We start from the raw sequence: 15,789 nt of genomic DNA, 5'->3' as shown, positions 1-15,789 counted from the left end.
GGTCACGCCAAGGCGCGGCGTTGCCTTCAGAGGTTGACGCGTAGGCCTCGGCGGTCCTAGCGTCCACCCGAGCTCGACAGACCGGCACCGACGCCGGCCGTGCAGCGCGGCACAGGGAGCAGGCACCGATGCTGGACACCCCCGTCGTCCTCGAGATGAGGTCGATCACCAAGACCTTCCCCGGCGTGAAGGCGCTGGACCAGGTCCGGATGACGGTGCGCGAGCGCGAGATCCACGCGATCTGCGGCGAGAACGGCGCCGGCAAGTCGACGCTCATGAAGATCCTGTCCGGGGTCTACCCGCACGGCACCTACGAGGGCGAGATCGTCTACCGGGGCGAGGAGGTCCGGTTCAAGGACATCAAGTCCAGCGAGCGGGCCGGGATCGTGATCATCCACCAGGAGCTGGCGCTCATCCCCGAGCTGTCGATCGCGGAGAACATCTTCCTCGGCAACGAGGTCGCCGGGCCGCTCGGCATCGACTGGGACGCCACCCGCGAGAAGGCGGCGGAGCTCCTGGCCCGAGTCGACCTGAACATCTCCCCCGACGAGCAGGTCAAGAACATCGGTGTCGGCCAGCAGCAGCTCGTCGAGATCGCCCGGGCGCTGGCCAAGGACGTGCAGCTGCTCATCCTCGACGAGCCGACGTCGGCGCTGAACGAGGAGGACTCCGCGCACCTGCTGGACCTGCTGCGCGACCTCCGCGCGAAGGGCATGACCAGCATCATGATCAGCCACAAGCTCAACGAGATCGCCGCCATCGCCGACTCGATCACGATCATCCGGGACGGGAAGACCGTCGAGACGCTGGACGCCGGCGCGGGCGAGGTCGACGAGGACCGGATCATCCGCGGCATGGTCGGCCGGTCGCTCGACCACCGGTTCCCCGACCACACGCCGAACATCGGCGAGACGTTCTTCGAGGTCCGGGACTGGTGGGTCGAGCACCCGACGGTCGCGGACCGGATGGTCTGCAAGGGGTCGGCGTTCGAGGTCCGGCACGGGGAGATCGTCGGCTTCGCCGGGATCATGGGCGCCGGCCGCACGGAGCTCGCGCGGTCGATCTTCGGCCGGTCGTACGGGCGGTTCCGCGGCGGGGAGATCCTCATCGACGGGAAGCCGGTCGAGCTGCACACCGTCCAGCAGGCCATCGACCACAAGATCGCCTACGTCCCCGAGGACCGGAAGGTCCAGGGCCTCAACCTGCTGGACAGCATCCTCGACACCATCGTGTCGGCGGACCTCAAGCGGATCACCCGGCGCCGCGTGCTCGACACGGACCTGGCGTACCTGGCGTCCGAGCACTACCGGAAGTCGCTGAACATCCGGACGCCGTCGGTCCGGCAGGGCGTCGCCAAGCTGTCCGGCGGCAACCAGCAGAAGGCGCTGCTCGGGAAGTGGATGTTCCCGGAGCCGGACCTGCTGATCCTCGACGAGCCGACCCGCGGCGTGGACGTCGGCGCGAAGTACGAGATCTACGGCCTCGTGCAGCGCCTCGCCGACGCGGGCAAGGGCGTCGTCGTCATCTCCTCCGAGCTGCCGGAGCTGCTCGGCCTGTGCGACCGGATCTACACGATCTTCGAGGGCCGGGTCACCGGCGTCCTCGACCGGGAGCAGGCCGACCAGGAGGCCCTCATGCGGCTCATGACCGGCACCAGCCCGGCGCTCACCAACTGACCCAGCCCCCCCAGCGGAACCCGACGAAGGACTACCGGACGATGACGTCTCTCAAGCAGCTGTTCGGCGGCGGCGCCCGCCAGTTCGGCATGGTGTTCGCGCTGATCGCGCTGGTGATCATCTTCCAGATCGCGACGGGCGGGAAGGTGCTCACGCCCACGAACGCGCAGAACATCATCAACGGCAACTCGTACGTGCTGATCCTGGCGATCGGCATGGTGCTGGTGATCATCGCCGGGCACATCGACCTGTCGGTCGGGTCCGTGGCCGCGGTGGTCGGCATCATCGTGGCGCTGGCGATCCGGGACTGGGGCATCCCCTGGTGGGCGGGCATCCTGCTCGGCCTCGCGGTCGGGGCGGTGATCGGCGCCTGGCAGGGGTTCTGGGTCGCGTACGTCGGCATCCCGGGCTTCATCACCACGCTCGCCGGGATGATGTTCTTCCGCGGGGCGAACCAGTACATCGGCAAGTCGAACACCGTCCCGGTCCCCGAGGAGATCCAGACGCTGGGCGCCGGCTACCTGCCCGAGTGGGGCCCGGACACCGGCCTGAACAACTGGACGCTGCTGCTCGGCATCCTGGCCATCGCCGGCGTGGTCTACGGCGAGCTCCGCCGGCGCCGCTCGGCCCGCCGCCTCGGCGGCACCCCGGTCCCGCTGTGGGTGTCGGTGGTGCGGATGGTCGCCCTCGGGGCGGTCATCGCGTACGCCACGGTCCTGTTCGGCAGCGGCCGCGTCGGCACCTCGTTCCCGGTGTCCGGCGTGATCCTCGGGGTCCTCGTGCTGGTCTACGGCTTCGTCTCGAGCCGCACGATCACCGGCCGGCACGTCTACGCGGTCGGCGGCAACAAGGTCGCGGCGGCGCTGTCCGGCGTCAACATCCGCCGCACCAACTTCTTCGTCATGATGAACATGTCCGTGCTGGCGGCGCTGGCCGGCATCGTCTTCATCGGCCGGTCGACCGCCTCCGGGCCGTTCGACGGCACCAACTGGGAGCTCGACGCGATCGCCGCGGTGTTCATCGGCGGCGCGGCGGTCTCCGGCGGCGTCGGCACCGTCGTCGGGTCGCTCATCGGCGGCCTGGTCATGGCCGTCCTGAACAACGGCCTGCAGCTCTTGGGCGTCGGCTCGGACAGCACCCAGATGATCAAGGGCCTGGTGCTGCTCGCCGCCGTCGCCTTCGACGTCTACAACAAGGTCCAGGGCCGCCCGTCCATCGTCGGGCTGCTGATGAAGGGCGCGCGCCGCGGCCGGCCCGAGGGCCCCGGACCCGACGACACCGACGCGGGCACCTCCGCCGTGCCGGTGTCCCAGAACGAGACGCTCGCGCGGAGCTGACCGGCCGCGCTCCCCCGGGGCCCGCGGGCCCACCCCTCCCCCACACGAACCCCCTCGTGCCGACCCCCGGCACGACGCTCGACCGCACCCAACGGCGGGTGCCCAACCAGGAAGAGTGACACCACCCATGAAGAAGCTGACTGCGGCGCTGGTCGCCGCCGGAGCCGCCGGAGCCCTGCTCCTCACCGGCTGCTCGTCCGAGCGTGCCGGCTCGTCCACCGAGGAGACGGCCGGGTCCGCCGAGAGCGGCGGCGGCTTCGCGGCCGACGCCACGATCGGCGTCGCCCTGCCGCAGAAGACGTCGGAGAACTGGGTGCTCGCCGAGCAGCTGTTCAAGGACGGGCTGACCGAGGCCGGGTTCGACCCGATCGTGCAGTTCGCGAACAGCGGCGTCACCGAGCAGCAGAACCAGATCCAGGCCATGACCGAGCAGGGCGCCAGCGTGATCGTCGTCGGCGCGATCGACGGCTCGCAGCTGGGCTCCCAGCTCGAGGCCGCCGTCGACTCCGGCGCCCACGTCATCGCCTACGACCGGCTGGTGAAGAACACCGACGCCGTCGACATGTACGTGGCGTTCGACAACTACCAGGTCGGCGTCCTGCAGGGGCAGGCGCTGCTCGACGGCCTCGCCGAGCGCAAGGGCGAGGGCCCGTACAACATCGAGCTCCTCGCCGGCTCGCCCGACGACGCCAACTCGACCCCGTTCTTCGAGGGCGCGATGAGCGTCCTGCAGCCGAAGATCGACGACGGCACCCTCGTGGTCGTCTCCGGCCAGACGTCGTTCGAGCAGGTCGCGACGCAGGGCTGGAAGGCCGAGAACGCGCAGAAGCGCATGGACACGATCCTCGCCGGCTCCTACGGCTCCGAGGAGCTCGACGGCGTCCTGTCGCCGAACGACACCCTTGGCCGCGCGGCGCTCACCTCCGTGGCGCAGGCGGGCAAGGAGACCCCGGTCGTCACCGGCCAGGACTCCGAGGTCGAGTCGGTGAAGTCGATCATGGCCGGCGAGCAGTACTCGACGATCTACAAGGACACCCGCGAGCTCGTGGCGCAGACGATCAAGGAGATCCAGGCGCTGCAGAAGGGCGAGGACCCGGAGATCAACGACACCGAGTCCTACGACAACGGGGTCAAGGTCGTGCCGTCGTTCCTGCTGACGCCCGTCATCGTGACGAAGGAGAACGCGGCCGACGTGTACAAGGACGACGACACCCTGGCGCCGCTGACCCAGGGGTGACCCTGTAGCGGGTCGTGCGGTCGAGACGGCGAGGGGCGGGCCCGGGTTCGGGTCCGCCCCTCGCCGCTACGCGTCCAGGATCTCCCGCAGCGTGGCGACGCCGTCCGCGGCCCCGTCGACCCGGAGCAGCGTGCGCCGGTCGTCCGCGAGCGCCGCGAGCATGCCGTGCAGGTAGCCGCGGTCCCGCGGTCCCGCGTCCTCGATCCGGTCCGACGGCGCGATCAGCGTCGTCAGGACAGCGAAGTCGGCCCGGTGCCGCGCACGGCCCGGGTCGAGCACCACCGTGTGCGCCGCCGCCTTGGCGACGAGTGCGCCGAGCAGGTTCGGCCGTCGCACCCGGCCGTCGACGCCGGCCGCCGTCACCTCGACGACGGCGCTGCGGTCGAGCGCCTGCTGCGCGGCGGGCGTCTCCAGCGTCGTCCCGCCGTGCACCCCGCGGCGCCCGGCTGCACGCTCACCCACCCGGCGCGGGATGAGCACGTCGATCTGAGCGGGCCCGCGCGTCCAGCGGTGCTGGTGTCCGGCTGGGCTGGTGCCGGCCGAGGTGAAGCCGAGGTCGACCAACGCACTGGTGAACCGGTGCAGGATCCGGCCGTCGGCGCGCACGTCGAGGACCGCGTCGAGGTCGTCGGTGGGCCGAGCCGGAGCGGCGCCGCGCTCGGCGCAGTGCAGGTGCACCATCTGCCCACCGACGAGCGTCCAGCTCCGGGGCAGCCGCTCGTGCACCTGGAGGAGCGCGTGCCACCCGGCCGTCTGGGCGTCGGTCATGGGCGGCAGCGCGATCGTCATGCGGCACGCACGACCTGGGCGATCAGCTCGCCGGCGCGCGCGAGCTCGCGCGGGCCCTCGTGCTCCGCCAGGTCGGCGGCCAGCACCAGCGGCGGCACCGGATCGGCGGGGAGCGCCGCCACGACGTGCAGGATGACGTCGGGCCGGCCGACGGCGGGGCGCAGGAGGTGTCGCCGGCGCACCGCGTCGAGGTCGTCGCTGCGGACGTAGCCCTCGGCGAGGTCGACGGCGCCGAGGCGGGAGCGCGGGTCGGACACCCCGGACCGGACGACGGCCGGATCCGCCAGCACGCCGGCGGGCTCGCGGGTCGTGAACAGCAGCCGGTCCCCGCGGGCGGCAGCCCATGACGCCAGGAGCGACGCCGGCGACGGGTCGCTCCGGAGGCGGTCTCGGCGCTCGCGCCACCGTCCCGGGCGACCACGGGGCGTCTCCTCCGTCGCCAGCAGGAGCCACGCCTCGGTCGGGCTGAGCGGTCGGCTGCGACGCGGAGCCATCGGGAGCGAGGCACCGTCGACGAGCCACTGCGACCCGACGCGACGGGCGCGGATCCGGCCGGCCTCGATGAGCTGGCGCACGCGGCGGTCGCTGACGCCCAGCGCGTCAGCCGCCTCGCGGACGGACACCTCCATGCCCACTTGTCTACCGCGCACGGAAGGGATGTGGCAACCCCGGTCGGCCGCCCTGCCCCCGCACCATCGGAGAGCGGAGCGGCGCGCGCCCCTCGCCTCAGCAGCGGAAGCGGGCCACCTGCGAGCTGAGGTCCTGCGCCATCGCCGCGAGGCCCTGGATGCGCTCGCGCGCCTGCGCGATGCCGCTCGCGACCTCGCTGGTCGACTGGGCGACCCCGGAGATGTGGGCGGCGATCTGCTCGGACCCGTTGGCCGCCTCCGTGATGTTGCGGCCCGACTCGTTGGTGGTGGCGGTCTGCTCCTCCACGGCCGAGGCGATCGTCATCTGGTAGTCGTTGATCGAGCCCACGATCTGCCCGATCTCGCGGATCGCGTCGGCGGCCCCGCGGGAGTCCGACTGGATCGCGTCGATCCGGCGGGAGATCTCCTCGGTCGCCCGCGACGTCTGCTGCGCCAGCTCCTTGACCTCGCCCGCGACGACCGAGAAGCCCCGGCCGGCCTCGCCGGCGCGCGCCGCCTCGATGGTGGCGTTGAGCGCGAGCAGGTTGGTCTGGTCGGCGATCGCGGTGATGAGCCGGAGGACGTTGCCGATCTCGTTGCTGGAGTCCGCCAGGCTCACGACGGTCGCGTCCGTCCGGTCGGCCGCCTGCACCGCGGTCGCGGCGACCTGCGTGGCCTGGGTGGCGTTGCGCGAGATCTCCCGGATCGACGTCTCCATCTCGTGCGAGCCGGACGCCACCGTGATCACGTTCGCGGACACCCCGGCCGCCGCGTAGGTGACCTCCCCCGCCTGCTGCGACGCCCGGTCCGAGGCCGCGGCGACCGCCTCGGAGACCGACTCGAGCTCCTGGCTCGCGCTGGTCAGCGCCGCCGTCGTCGACGAGATGTCCTGGACCAGCCCCGAGACCCGGACCGCGGCCTCGTTGAGCGCACGCGCCATCTGCCCGGTCTCGTCGCCCGAGTCCTCCGGGACGCGGACGGTCAGGTCACCCTCGGCCAGGCCACGCAGCGCGCCGCGCACGGCGTGCAGCCGGCGGATGATCCCGCCGGACACGAACCACGCGAGCACGCCCCCGGCGATCAGCGCGACCAGCGCCGTCCCGATCGTGACCCAGCGGTTGCGCGCCTCGGTGGTGGCCACCTGGGCGTCGAGGTCGTCGACCTGGGCCTGGACCGCCGTGCGGAGGTCGTCGAGCGAACCCGACACCACGAAGTAGGCGTCCCACCGGTCCCCGACCCAGATCGCGTCCCCGTCGTCGAGGCGACCGGCGCGCCAGGCGGCGAAGATGCTCTGGTCGGCGTCGACGTAGGTCTGCCACGCCTCGTTGATCCCGGCGACGGCGTCCTTCCCGGCGGCGTTCAGCTGGTCCGGGTCGAGGTCGACGACGTTCGTCTGGAACTGCGTGATCCCCTCCTGGTACCCCGCCATGTTGTCGCCGTCCTCGGCGGCGGCGACGTCCCCGCCGTCGACCCGGGACGACCACGCCATGATCGCGAGGTAGTCGGCCGCCCACAGCATCCCGTACCGGCCGGCCTCGACCCGGGCCTGCACCCGCACGGACTCGTCGGCCCGTTCGCGCAGCGCCGCGACCTGGGCGCTGCCCCGCAGCGCGGTGGCGGTGACGACCACGAGACCGAGCATGAGGACGGCGACGATCGCGAAGATGCGGGTACGCACGCTGCGGTCGTCGAACCAGCGGCGGCGGGGGCGGGACTCGCTCATGGGGTTCCTCCGGCACAAGGGGGATGACGCCCGTCCGATCGACCGGCCGCGCGCGATGTGAGGCACACGGGCGGATGAAGGTGTCGGACGACCGCACCGCCGCGACCTCCCGGCGCCGGGGCACGGCGCAGCTCGCGCGGTTGCTCCCCTGGCGGCGCCGGGCCCCGTTGCGCGGCGCCGCCTGAGGGGCGGGGTCAGCGGGTCAGCCACCCCCCGTCGACGGCGAGGACGGACCCGTGCACGTACGCCGCGGCGTCGGAGGCCAGGAAGACCGCGGCCCCCTGCAGGTCCTCGGGAGTCCCCCACCGGCCGGCGGGGATGCGCCCGAGGATCTCGGCGGACCGGTCCCCGTCGGCGCGCAGCTGCGCGGTGTTGTCGGTGGCGAAGTACCCGGGGGCGATCGCGTTGACGTTGATCCCGAGCCCGGACCACTCGCTGGCCAGCGCCTTGGTCAGACCGGCGACGGCGCTCTTGGACGCGGTGTAGGACGGCACGATCTTGCCGCCCTGGAACGACAGCATCGAGGCGATGTTGAGGATCTTCCCGCCCCCGCCCTGCTCGACCAGGACCCGCGCGACGGCCTGCGACAGGTAGAACACGGTCGACAGGTTCAGGTCGATGACGTCGTCCCAGTTCTCCGCGGAGAACTCGAGCGCGGGCTGCCGGCGGATGATCCCGGCGTTGTTGACCAGGATGTCGACCCGGCCGGCCAGGCCGACGACGCGTGCGACGAGCGCCGCGAGGTCCTCGGGCGTCGCGGCCAGCAGGTCGGTCGGGACGTCCCACGCCCGCCGCCCGGTGGCCTCGATCGCGGCCACGGCGTCCGGGGACTCGCCCTGCCCCACGACCACCACGTCGGCGCCCGCCTCGGCGAGCGCGGTGGCGATCCCGAGCCCCAGCCCGCGCCCGCCGCCGGTCACCAGCGCGACGCGGCCGTCCAGCCGGAACCGGTCGAGCACCGTGCCGGTCACCGGAGCTCCGCCGGGTCCACGGCGACGACGTCCGTGTAGTCGGTGTTCTCGCCCGCCATGGCCCACACGAACGAGTAGGCGCCGGTCGCCGAGGCGCAGTGGATCGACCACGGCGGCGAGACCACCACGTCCCGGTCGTGCAGCAGCAGCTGCCGGGACGCCCCGGGCTCGCCCATCAGGTGCACGGCGACGCCCGGGCCGAGCCCGTCGTACAGGTAGATCTCGGTGCGCCGGTGGTGCACGTGCGGGGGCATGGTGTTCCACACCGAGCCGGCCTCGAGGGTCGTGATCCCGAGCACCAGCTGGTTGGACTCGATCCCGTCCGCGTGGACGTACTTGCGGATGGTGCGGTGGTTCGACTGCTCGGCGGAGCCCAGGACCAGTGCCTCGACGCCGTCGCGGGACGCGAGCGCGGCCGCGGTGCGGCGGTGCGCGGGGGCGGACACCAGGTACACGGTGCCGGTGCCGTCCAGCACGATGTCGCGCGTCCCCATCGGCAGGTAGAGCACGTCCTGGGGGCCGACCTCCCAGCGGTCGCCGTCGGCGGTCACGGTGACCGCACCGGACAGGCCGACGACCCCGAGCTCGCGCCGCTCCAGCAGGTACGCGGCGGCCAGCTCCGCCGGCGCGTCGAGGGCGACGGCCTGGCCGTCGACCGCGAGGCCGCCGACCAGCAGCCGGTCGTCGTGCGCGTAGCCCCAGGACACGGTCCCGGAGGTGAACAGGCCGGACAGGACGAAGCGGTCGCGCAGCTGCTCGCCGCTCAGTGCGCCGACGTCGGCGGGGTGGGTGCTCCACAGGCGGGTGACGGACACGGGTCTCTCCTTCAGTGCTGGACAGCAGGGGTGCGGGGGTCGGCGACGCGGCTGCGCAGGGTGCCGATGCCGCCGACGGTGATCTCGACGACGTCGCCGTCCCGCAGCCAGCGCGGGCCGCGGTCGAGGACGTGCTGGTGCTTCTGCGGGGTGCCGGTGGCGATCACGTCGCCCGGCTGCAGGGTGACGACCTGGCTCAGGTAGGACACGAGGTGGGCGACGCCGAACACCTGGTCCCGCGTGGAGCCGGACAGGGTCGGCTCGCCGTTCACGTGGGCGGAGACCACGAGGTCCTGGGGGTCCGGGACCTCGTCCGGCGTGACGACGGCGGGGCCGAGCGGGGCGAACGTGTCGAACGCCTTGCCCAGGACCCACTGGCTGGTGCGGCGCTGCCAGTCCCGGGCGCTGACGTCGTTCAGCACCGTGTACCCGCCGACGTGGTCGAGGGCGTCGGCGGGCGCGACGTCGTGGGCGGTGCGGCCGATCACGACGGCCAGCTCGGCCTCGTAGTCCACCTCGGTGCTGGCGCGCGGCAGCACGACGGCGTCCTCGGGACCGACGACCGCCGACGCCGGCTTGGTGAAGACGTCCGGGAACTCCGGGTCGTCCTGCGCGGTGTGGCCGCGGTAGTTGTAGCCGACGCACAGGATCGTCCCCGGCCGCGGGACCGGGGCCAGGAGCCGCACCGATGCGCGCGGCAGCACCGCCTCGGGGTCCGGTCCCGCGGCCGCGGCGCGCACCGCGGCGTGGACCTCCGACGGCGCGGCCAGCAGGTCGACCAGCCCGCGCGGCGCCGACGGCACGGCCGCCGCGACGTCCAGGACGTCGTGGCCCAGCAGCAACCCGACCCGCGGCCCGGCGGCGTCGGTGAACGTCACGAGGCGCACGGCGACCCCCTCAGGCCCGCTCGGCCGGGACGGCCGCCGCCGGGCCCGCCGCGGCACCGCGCACGGACCACGGCGAGCGCCAGCCGGGGACCAGCCGCCGGGTCAGCGCCTCGAGGTAGTAGTAGTCGCCCCAGAGGGTGCCCTCGTCGACGCCCACCCGCTTGGGCATGTCGTAGACGCCGTGCAGCAGCAGCGGGCCCGACGCCGTCCCCGGTGCCGAGGCGTACGACGCGGCGAGGGAGTCGAGCATCGCCGCGGCCGCGGTGCGGTACCGCTCGCCGTCGACGTCGCCCTCGGGCAGCAGCCGGGCGAGCTCGTCCAGGCCGCACGCGGCGATCGCCGCGGAGGACGAGTCCCGCTCCGCGCCGGAGCCGTCGGTGAGCGCGAGGTCCCAGTACACGACGTGGTCGGCGGGCAGGTGGGCGAGGAAGTAGTCGGCGCACCGCCGGGCCGCCGCGAGGAGCGTGGCGTCCCCGGTCTCCCGGTGCGCGAGCGCGAACCCGAAGATCCCCCACGCCTGTCCGCGGGCCCAGCACGAGTCGTCGGCCAGCCCCTGCTCGGTGGCGCCGCGCAGCGGCTCGCCCGTCACCGGGTCCCAGTAGAAGGTGTGGAACGTGGTGTCGTCGTCGCGGACGATGTGGTCGCGCAGCTGCACGGTGTGCCGGTCGGCGGCCTCGGCGTACCGGGGATCGCCCGTCTCGGCCGTGGCCCACCGCAGCAGCGGCATGTTCATCAGGCTGTCGATGATCGTCCGGCCGCGCTGCGCGGGGTCCGTCAGGTCGCCCCACGCCTGCACGATGCCGGCGGGTTCGAGGAACCGGTGCATGAGGGCGTCCGCGGCCGCGAGCGCCGCCGTGCGCGCCGCGTCGTCCCCCGTGCGACGCCACGCGGTGACGCAGGACAGCGTGTACAGGAAGCCGAGGTCGTGGGTGTCGACGTCGACGGCGCGCGCGATGCGGTCCGCGAACGAGGCGACGTGGCCGAGGGCGGCCTCGAGGTAGCGCGGGGCGCCGGTCAGCTCGTGGGCGAGCCAGAGCTGGCCGGGCCAGAAGCTGGTGGTCCAGCCGCGGTTCGCACCCTCGGGCAGGTCGGCGGTCGCGGGGCGCAGCGGGTAGCGGCCCGCGGTGGTGGTGTCGTCCGGGTACGCCTCGCCCCACGAGGCGAGGTTCGCGTCGACGGTGCGCAGGGCGGCGGCGACGGCGTCGCGCGTCGAGGACGCCGGGGCGTCGGTCGTCGTCATGGGTGTCACTCCAGGGAGGCGGGGCGCGTGCAGGACGCGCGGGTCGGGGTGGGCCGGGTTCAGGCGGCCGCGGGGGTGCCGGGCGCGGACGCACCGGCGGCGGGCGCGCCGGCCACCGGGGCGTCGGCCGCGGGCTCGGCGAACGCCGGGCGCAGGGCGTGCCGGCAGTTCGCCCAGACCGCGTAGAGCAGCGGCGAGGCGGCCAGGCCGAGCCCGAGGGCGGGCCGGCTGAGCACGAAGGCCGCCAGCAGCCCCAGGACCAGCAGGGAGGCCGCCGTCAGGTACCACCGGCGCAGCGCGAGGTAGGCGGACCAGAACAGCAGGTCGCGCAGCCGCGCGTCCGGGGCCTGCCCCAGCGCGGCCACCGCGTGCGGGCAGGCCGCCGCGACGAGCAGCGCGGCGACCGCGAGCACCGGGATCGCGACCGCCCCGGCCGTGCTGCCGAACAGCGCCCGCACGTCGACCACCAGCACCGTGAGCAGGGCGGTGAACAGCGCGCCCAGGCCGAGCGACCGCCCGAGCGACGCGCGCCAGGCCCGGCCGAACGTCCGGAGCACGTCGGAGTGCCGGTCGGCGAACACCGCGCACACCCCGACCAGCGTCGGGAACGACAGCGGGGCCAGGGCCACCAGCAGCGGCCAGGTCCGTCCGAGGTCGGTGGCCACCAGCACCACCGTGAACGGCAGGTTGCCCGCGACCAGCAGCACGTTGGTGACCAGTGCCCGGAACACCGTGTCCAGGACGGTGAAGAGGGTGTCGTGGGAGATCCAGCGGTGCACGCCCGTCACCCCTTCATCCCGGACGTCGCGATGCCCTCGACGAAGTACCGCTGGCCCAGCAGGAAGATGATCGCGATGGGCAGGACGGACAGCACGGAGCCGGTCATGATCAGCGCGTACTCGGCGTTGTACTGCGAGATGAACGTCCGCAGGCCCAGCTGGATGGTCCACAGGTCCTTGTCCCGCAGGTACACGAGCGGCCCGAGGTAGTCGTTCCACGTGTTCACGAACGTGAGCAGGGTGAGCGACGCGAGCGCGGGGACCGACAGCGGCAGCATGATCCGGCGCCAGATGCCGTACTCCGACAGCCCGTCGAGGCGCGCGGCCTCGGAGAGCTCCTCGGGGACCGTCTCGTAGAACTGCTTCATGAGGAACACGCCGAAGGCGCCGAACGCCTGCAGGGCGATGATCGACCACAGGCTGTTCGCGAGGTTGAGCTTCGAGAACAGGATGAACTGCGGGATCATGTATGCCTGCCACGGCACGGCGATGGTGCCGATGTACGTGAGGAACAGCGCGTCGCGCCCGGGGAACCGGGTCTTGGCGAACCCGTAGGCGGCGAAGGAGCCGGTCAGCACCTGCAGGAACGTGACGACGACCGACAGGATCAGCGTGTTCTTCAGCCAGGTCGTCATGTCCGACCGCGTGAAGATGTCGACGTAGTTGTGCCACTGGAAGACCTCGGGCACCCACTGGATCGGCGCCGTGAAGACGGTGTTGTTCGTCTTCAGGGACGACATCACCATCCAGTAGAACGGCAGCAGCACGGCCGCCGAGGCGGCGATCAGGACGAGGTACCCGAGCACCTTGCCCAGCACGGACACGGGGCGGCGTCGCGCCGGCGGGCGGATCGGCGCGCCGGCCAGGCCGGGCAGCGGAGCCGGGCGCAGGGTCGAGGTGGCCATCAGCGGTCCCTCCGCTTGTTGACGACGAACTGCACCACCGTGATCGCGATGCAGATCCCGAAGAGGACGATCGAGCTGGCCGACGCGTAGCCGAACTGGTTCTCGACGAAGCCCTTCTGGTAGATGAACTGCGACAGCACGAGGGTCGACTGCCCGGGGCCGCCGTTCGTCATCACGAGGATCAGGTCGAAGATCTTGAACGACCCGATGGTGAGCAGGACCATCACCAGGAACGTGGTCGGCCGCAGCGAGGGCATCGTGACGTTCCGGAACCGCTGCCAGGGGCCCGCACCGTCCATCCGCGCCGCCTCGTACAGCTCCGGCGGGATGGTCTGCAGCCCCGCGAGGAACAGCAGCATGTAGTAGCCCATCTCGCGCCAGGTGGCGACGATGATGACCGCCGGCATCGACCAGTCGGCCGAGGTGGTCCACCCCGGCGGGTCGTCGACCCCGAGGAACGACAGGAACTGGTTGATCGGCCCGAACTCGGGGCTGAACAGCATGTTCCACACGACCGCGATCGCGACGATCGAGGTGATGTACGGGAAGAACGCCGCCGTGCGGAAGAACGCGACGCCGCGCAGCTTGCGGTTGAGCAGCAGCGCCAGCCCCAGCGAGGCAGCGAGGGTCAGCGGGATGTGGAACACCGTGTAGTAGACGGTGTTGAACAGCGCCGTGTGGAACGACCGGTCGTCGACCAGCCGCGTGAAGTTCGCCAGCCCGACCCACGGTGCCGTGCCGAACGCGTTCCAGCTCGTGAACGCCAGGTAGAACAGCGCGATCACGGGCACGAGCGTCAGGACGGCGAACCCGACGAAGTTCGGGAGGATGAAGCTCCAGCCGACGAGCGCGTTCCGGCGGCGGAGCCGGCCCCGGCGGCGGCGCGCCGTCGCGTCCGGGGCGAGGGTCTGAGGTGCCATGGGTGTCGTCTTCTCTCGGGTGCGGTCCGGCCTGGTGCCCGGCCGGCGCGCTGTCGTGCGCGCCGGCCGGGACGTCGGTCGGAGGTCAGCCGATCCCGACCTCGGAGGAGACCCGTCCCTCGGCCTCGGCGATGCCGTCGGCCACCGGGGACGAGCCGGACATGATCGCCGAGTGGGCGTCGTTCAGGATCGCCTGGATCGAGGCGGTCTCCGCGGCGACCGGGTTCTCCGGCCGGGTGTCGTGCGTCGAGAACGCGAACTTCGACAGGTCATCGACGGGCATGCCGTCCAGGCCGAAGAACGTGTCGGTCACGGTGTCGTTGCTCAGCGCCGGGGTCACGCCCAGGTCGCTGAGGACGGTCGCGCCGCCCTCGCCCGCCGCCCACGCGAGGAAGTCCTTCGCCGCGTCGAGCTTGGCGTCGTCGATCGCCGGGTTGATGCCGAAGGCGGTCGGGTCGCCGAAGGTCACCGGCGTGCCGTCCGTCCCGGTGGTGCTGTCGTCGAACTGCGGCGCGGGCGCCATGCCCCAGGCGAAGTCCTCCGCCTCGCCGTTCTCCTGCTGCGCGAGCAGGGTGGCGATGTACCAGGAACCCATCGGCATCATGGCCGCCTTCTGGGTGCCGAACTCGGCCTGGTAGGTCAACGAGCTGGTCGTGACCGTGCCGTAGGTCTGCTGCGCGCCGGCGTCCTGCAGCTCCACGGCCCGGTCGTAGTACGGCTCCAGGTAGGAGTAGTCGCCGCTGAGCAGGTCGGCGTCGGGCGTCTGCGCGAGCGCGAAGCCCTGGACCAGCGACTGCCAGGAGTGCTGGTAGGTCCCCTTGGCACCCTGCTCGGACAGGCCCGCGCTCAGCTGCTCCGCGGCGTCCGCGTAGTCGTCCCAGGTCCAGGAGCCGTCGGGGTACTCGACGCCCGCGGCGTCGAACAGGTCCTGGTTGTAGTAGAGCAGCCAGGAGTCCTGGCGGTACGGGATCGCCCAGGTCTTGCCGTCGATCTCGTAGGAGTCGACGCCGTTGACGTCGGCGTCCAGGCCGTCGGCGACGTCGGACACGTCGAGGAGCTGCCCGCCGGACTGGAAGGTCCACAGCCGGTTGAGGTTCTTCAGGACGTACAGGTCCGGCGCGGTCCCGGCGGCCAGGTCCGAGATGATCTGGGTGTCGTAGTCGTTGCCGTCGCGGTACTCGGTGACCTCCACCGTGACGTCCGGGTTCTCCTCGTGGTACGCGTCGGCGAGCGCCTGGAACTCCGGGGTGGTGTTCAGGGCCCAGCCCGAGATCGACAGGGTGATCGGGCCGTCCGCGGTCTGGTCGCCGCCGGCCTCCTCGCCGCCACCGCCGCAGGCGGTCAGGGCGAGCGCCGCGACGGCGGCGACACCGGCAGCGGTCATCTTCGAGCGCTTCATCGTTGCTCCTTCGAGGGATCCGGGCCCAGCGCTGGGTCCGGGAGGGTCCGGGCGGCCCGGGCGGCCGGCCGGTTCGTGACGGGCGTGGTGCGGTCTCAGGGGCCGGGCGCGACGACGGACGCCGGCAGCGGGGTGCGGGTGGCGGCCCCGTCGGGCCAGGTGACGCGGACGTCGACCCCGTCGGCGACCGCGGCCACCTCGACGGACGCCGCCGGCGCCGGGTCGGCCGCCGCATCCGGGCGGCCGTCGAGCGTGACGAGGACCGCGGCCCAGGTGCCGGGGCGCACGGAGAGGTCCAGCCACGGGACGAGCGCCGGGTCCCCCAGCGGACTCGCGCCGGACCGGCGCGCGAGCCCGGCGTCGAGCGGCTCGCCGAGGGCCGGCGAGACGGCGGAGGTCAGGCGCCCCGCGCGGGCGACGGCGGCGGTCCGACCGCCGGGCGCGGGGGCGGGATCGGCCGACCCGGCCGATCCCGCCCCCGC

Annotated in this window: 14 protein-coding genes and 1 pseudogene; 3 read left to right on the top strand and 12 right to left on the bottom strand. The window is 72.7% G+C overall.

Translation table 11 applies throughout. The features are described 5' to 3' along the window. The first annotated feature begins 128 nt into the window (after window positions 1-128). The 3 genes from mmsA (at window position 129) to FA014_RS02870 (ending at window position 4,250) form a co-directional block, all read left to right on the top strand. Window positions 129-1,676, top strand: coding sequence for a multiple monosaccharide ABC transporter ATP-binding protein (mmsA, locus tag FA014_RS02880; protein ID WP_154728210.1), 1,548 nt, complete (start codon window positions 129-131; stop codon window positions 1,674-1,676). A gap of 41 nt (window positions 1,677-1,717) precedes the next feature. Then, window positions 1,718-3,013, top strand: coding sequence for a multiple monosaccharide ABC transporter permease (mmsB, locus tag FA014_RS02875; protein WP_154728209.1), 1,296 nt, complete (start codon window positions 1,718-1,720; stop codon window positions 3,011-3,013). A 127-nt stretch (window positions 3,014-3,140) separates the two neighbouring features. Continuing rightward, window positions 3,141-4,250, top strand: a complete 1,110-nt coding sequence (locus FA014_RS02870) for a substrate-binding domain-containing protein (RefSeq protein WP_154728208.1) — start codon at window positions 3,141-3,143, stop codon at window positions 4,248-4,250. A gap of 66 nt (window positions 4,251-4,316) precedes the next feature. Here FA014_RS02870 and FA014_RS02865 read toward each other — a convergent pair whose 3' ends face one another. From FA014_RS02865 to FA014_RS19815, 12 genes and pseudogenes are all read right to left on the bottom strand, one after another. Next, window positions 4,317-5,018, bottom strand: a complete 702-nt coding sequence (locus tag FA014_RS02865; protein ID WP_154728207.1) for a hypothetical protein — start codon at window positions 5,016-5,018, stop codon at window positions 4,317-4,319. A gap of 17 nt (window positions 5,019-5,035) precedes the next feature. After that, complete coding sequence (locus FA014_RS20555) at window positions 5,036-5,668, bottom strand: helix-turn-helix domain-containing protein (protein ID WP_154728206.1); 633 nt, start codon at window positions 5,666-5,668, stop codon at window positions 5,036-5,038. A gap of 97 nt (window positions 5,669-5,765) precedes the next feature. Then, window positions 5,766-7,391 carry a methyl-accepting chemotaxis protein gene (locus FA014_RS20915; protein ID WP_154728205.1) on the bottom strand — a complete coding sequence of 542 codons (1,626 nt, stop codon included), beginning with the start codon at window positions 7,389-7,391 and terminating at the stop codon, window positions 5,766-5,768. A 194-nt stretch (window positions 7,392-7,585) separates the two neighbouring features. Beyond that, a complete protein-coding gene (gene kduD, locus FA014_RS02850; protein WP_328288167.1) occupies window positions 7,586-8,362 on the bottom strand; it encodes a 2-dehydro-3-deoxy-D-gluconate 5-dehydrogenase KduD in 777 nt (258 codons plus the stop codon). Then, window positions 8,359-9,177 carry a 5-dehydro-4-deoxy-D-glucuronate isomerase gene (gene kduI / locus FA014_RS02845; protein ID WP_230322819.1) on the bottom strand — a complete coding sequence of 273 codons (819 nt, stop codon included), beginning with the start codon at window positions 9,175-9,177 and terminating at the stop codon, window positions 8,359-8,361. Before kduI ends, kduD begins: the two co-directional genes overlap by 4 nt. Window positions 9,178-9,188: 11 nt before the next feature. Then, window positions 9,189-10,064 (bottom strand): fumarylacetoacetate hydrolase family protein, encoded by an 876-nt coding sequence (locus FA014_RS02840; protein WP_154728204.1) that lies wholly within the window; start codon window positions 10,062-10,064, stop codon window positions 9,189-9,191. Between the two features lie 10 nt (window positions 10,065-10,074). Next, window positions 10,075-11,304 (bottom strand): glycoside hydrolase family 88 protein, encoded by a 1,230-nt coding sequence (locus tag FA014_RS02835; RefSeq protein WP_154728203.1) that lies wholly within the window; start codon window positions 11,302-11,304, stop codon window positions 10,075-10,077. Window positions 11,305-11,363: 59 nt separating this feature from the next. Continuing rightward, complete coding sequence (locus FA014_RS02830; protein WP_154728202.1) at window positions 11,364-12,092, bottom strand: ferredoxin-NADPH reductase; 729 nt, start codon at window positions 12,090-12,092, stop codon at window positions 11,364-11,366. Beyond that, on the bottom strand, window positions 12,089-12,988 hold the full coding sequence (locus FA014_RS02825; RefSeq protein WP_154728201.1) for a carbohydrate ABC transporter permease: 900 nt from the start codon (window positions 12,986-12,988) through the stop codon (window positions 12,089-12,091). The genes FA014_RS02830 and FA014_RS02825 overlap by 4 nt, the downstream gene beginning before the upstream one ends. Beyond that, on the bottom strand, window positions 12,988-13,908 hold the full coding sequence (locus FA014_RS02820) for a carbohydrate ABC transporter permease (protein ID WP_154728200.1): 921 nt from the start codon (window positions 13,906-13,908) through the stop codon (window positions 12,988-12,990). The genes FA014_RS02825 and FA014_RS02820 overlap by 1 nt, the downstream gene beginning before the upstream one ends. Before the next feature lie 85 nt (window positions 13,909-13,993). Beyond that, window positions 13,994-15,307 (bottom strand): ABC transporter substrate-binding protein, encoded by a 1,314-nt coding sequence (locus FA014_RS02815; protein ID WP_154728199.1) that lies wholly within the window; start codon window positions 15,305-15,307, stop codon window positions 13,994-13,996. Between the two features lie 95 nt (window positions 15,308-15,402). Further along, window positions 15,403-15,789, bottom strand: a pseudogene (locus FA014_RS19815) (hypothetical protein); the annotation flags it as partial.

The organism is Cellulomonas hominis, from assembly GCF_005239125.1.
GTDB lineage: Bacteria > Actinomycetota > Actinomycetes > Actinomycetales > Cellulomonadaceae > Cellulomonas > Cellulomonas hominis_A.
The sequence above is the reverse complement of the archived record's forward strand: the minus strand, read 5'-3'. Positions and strand labels throughout refer to the sequence as shown.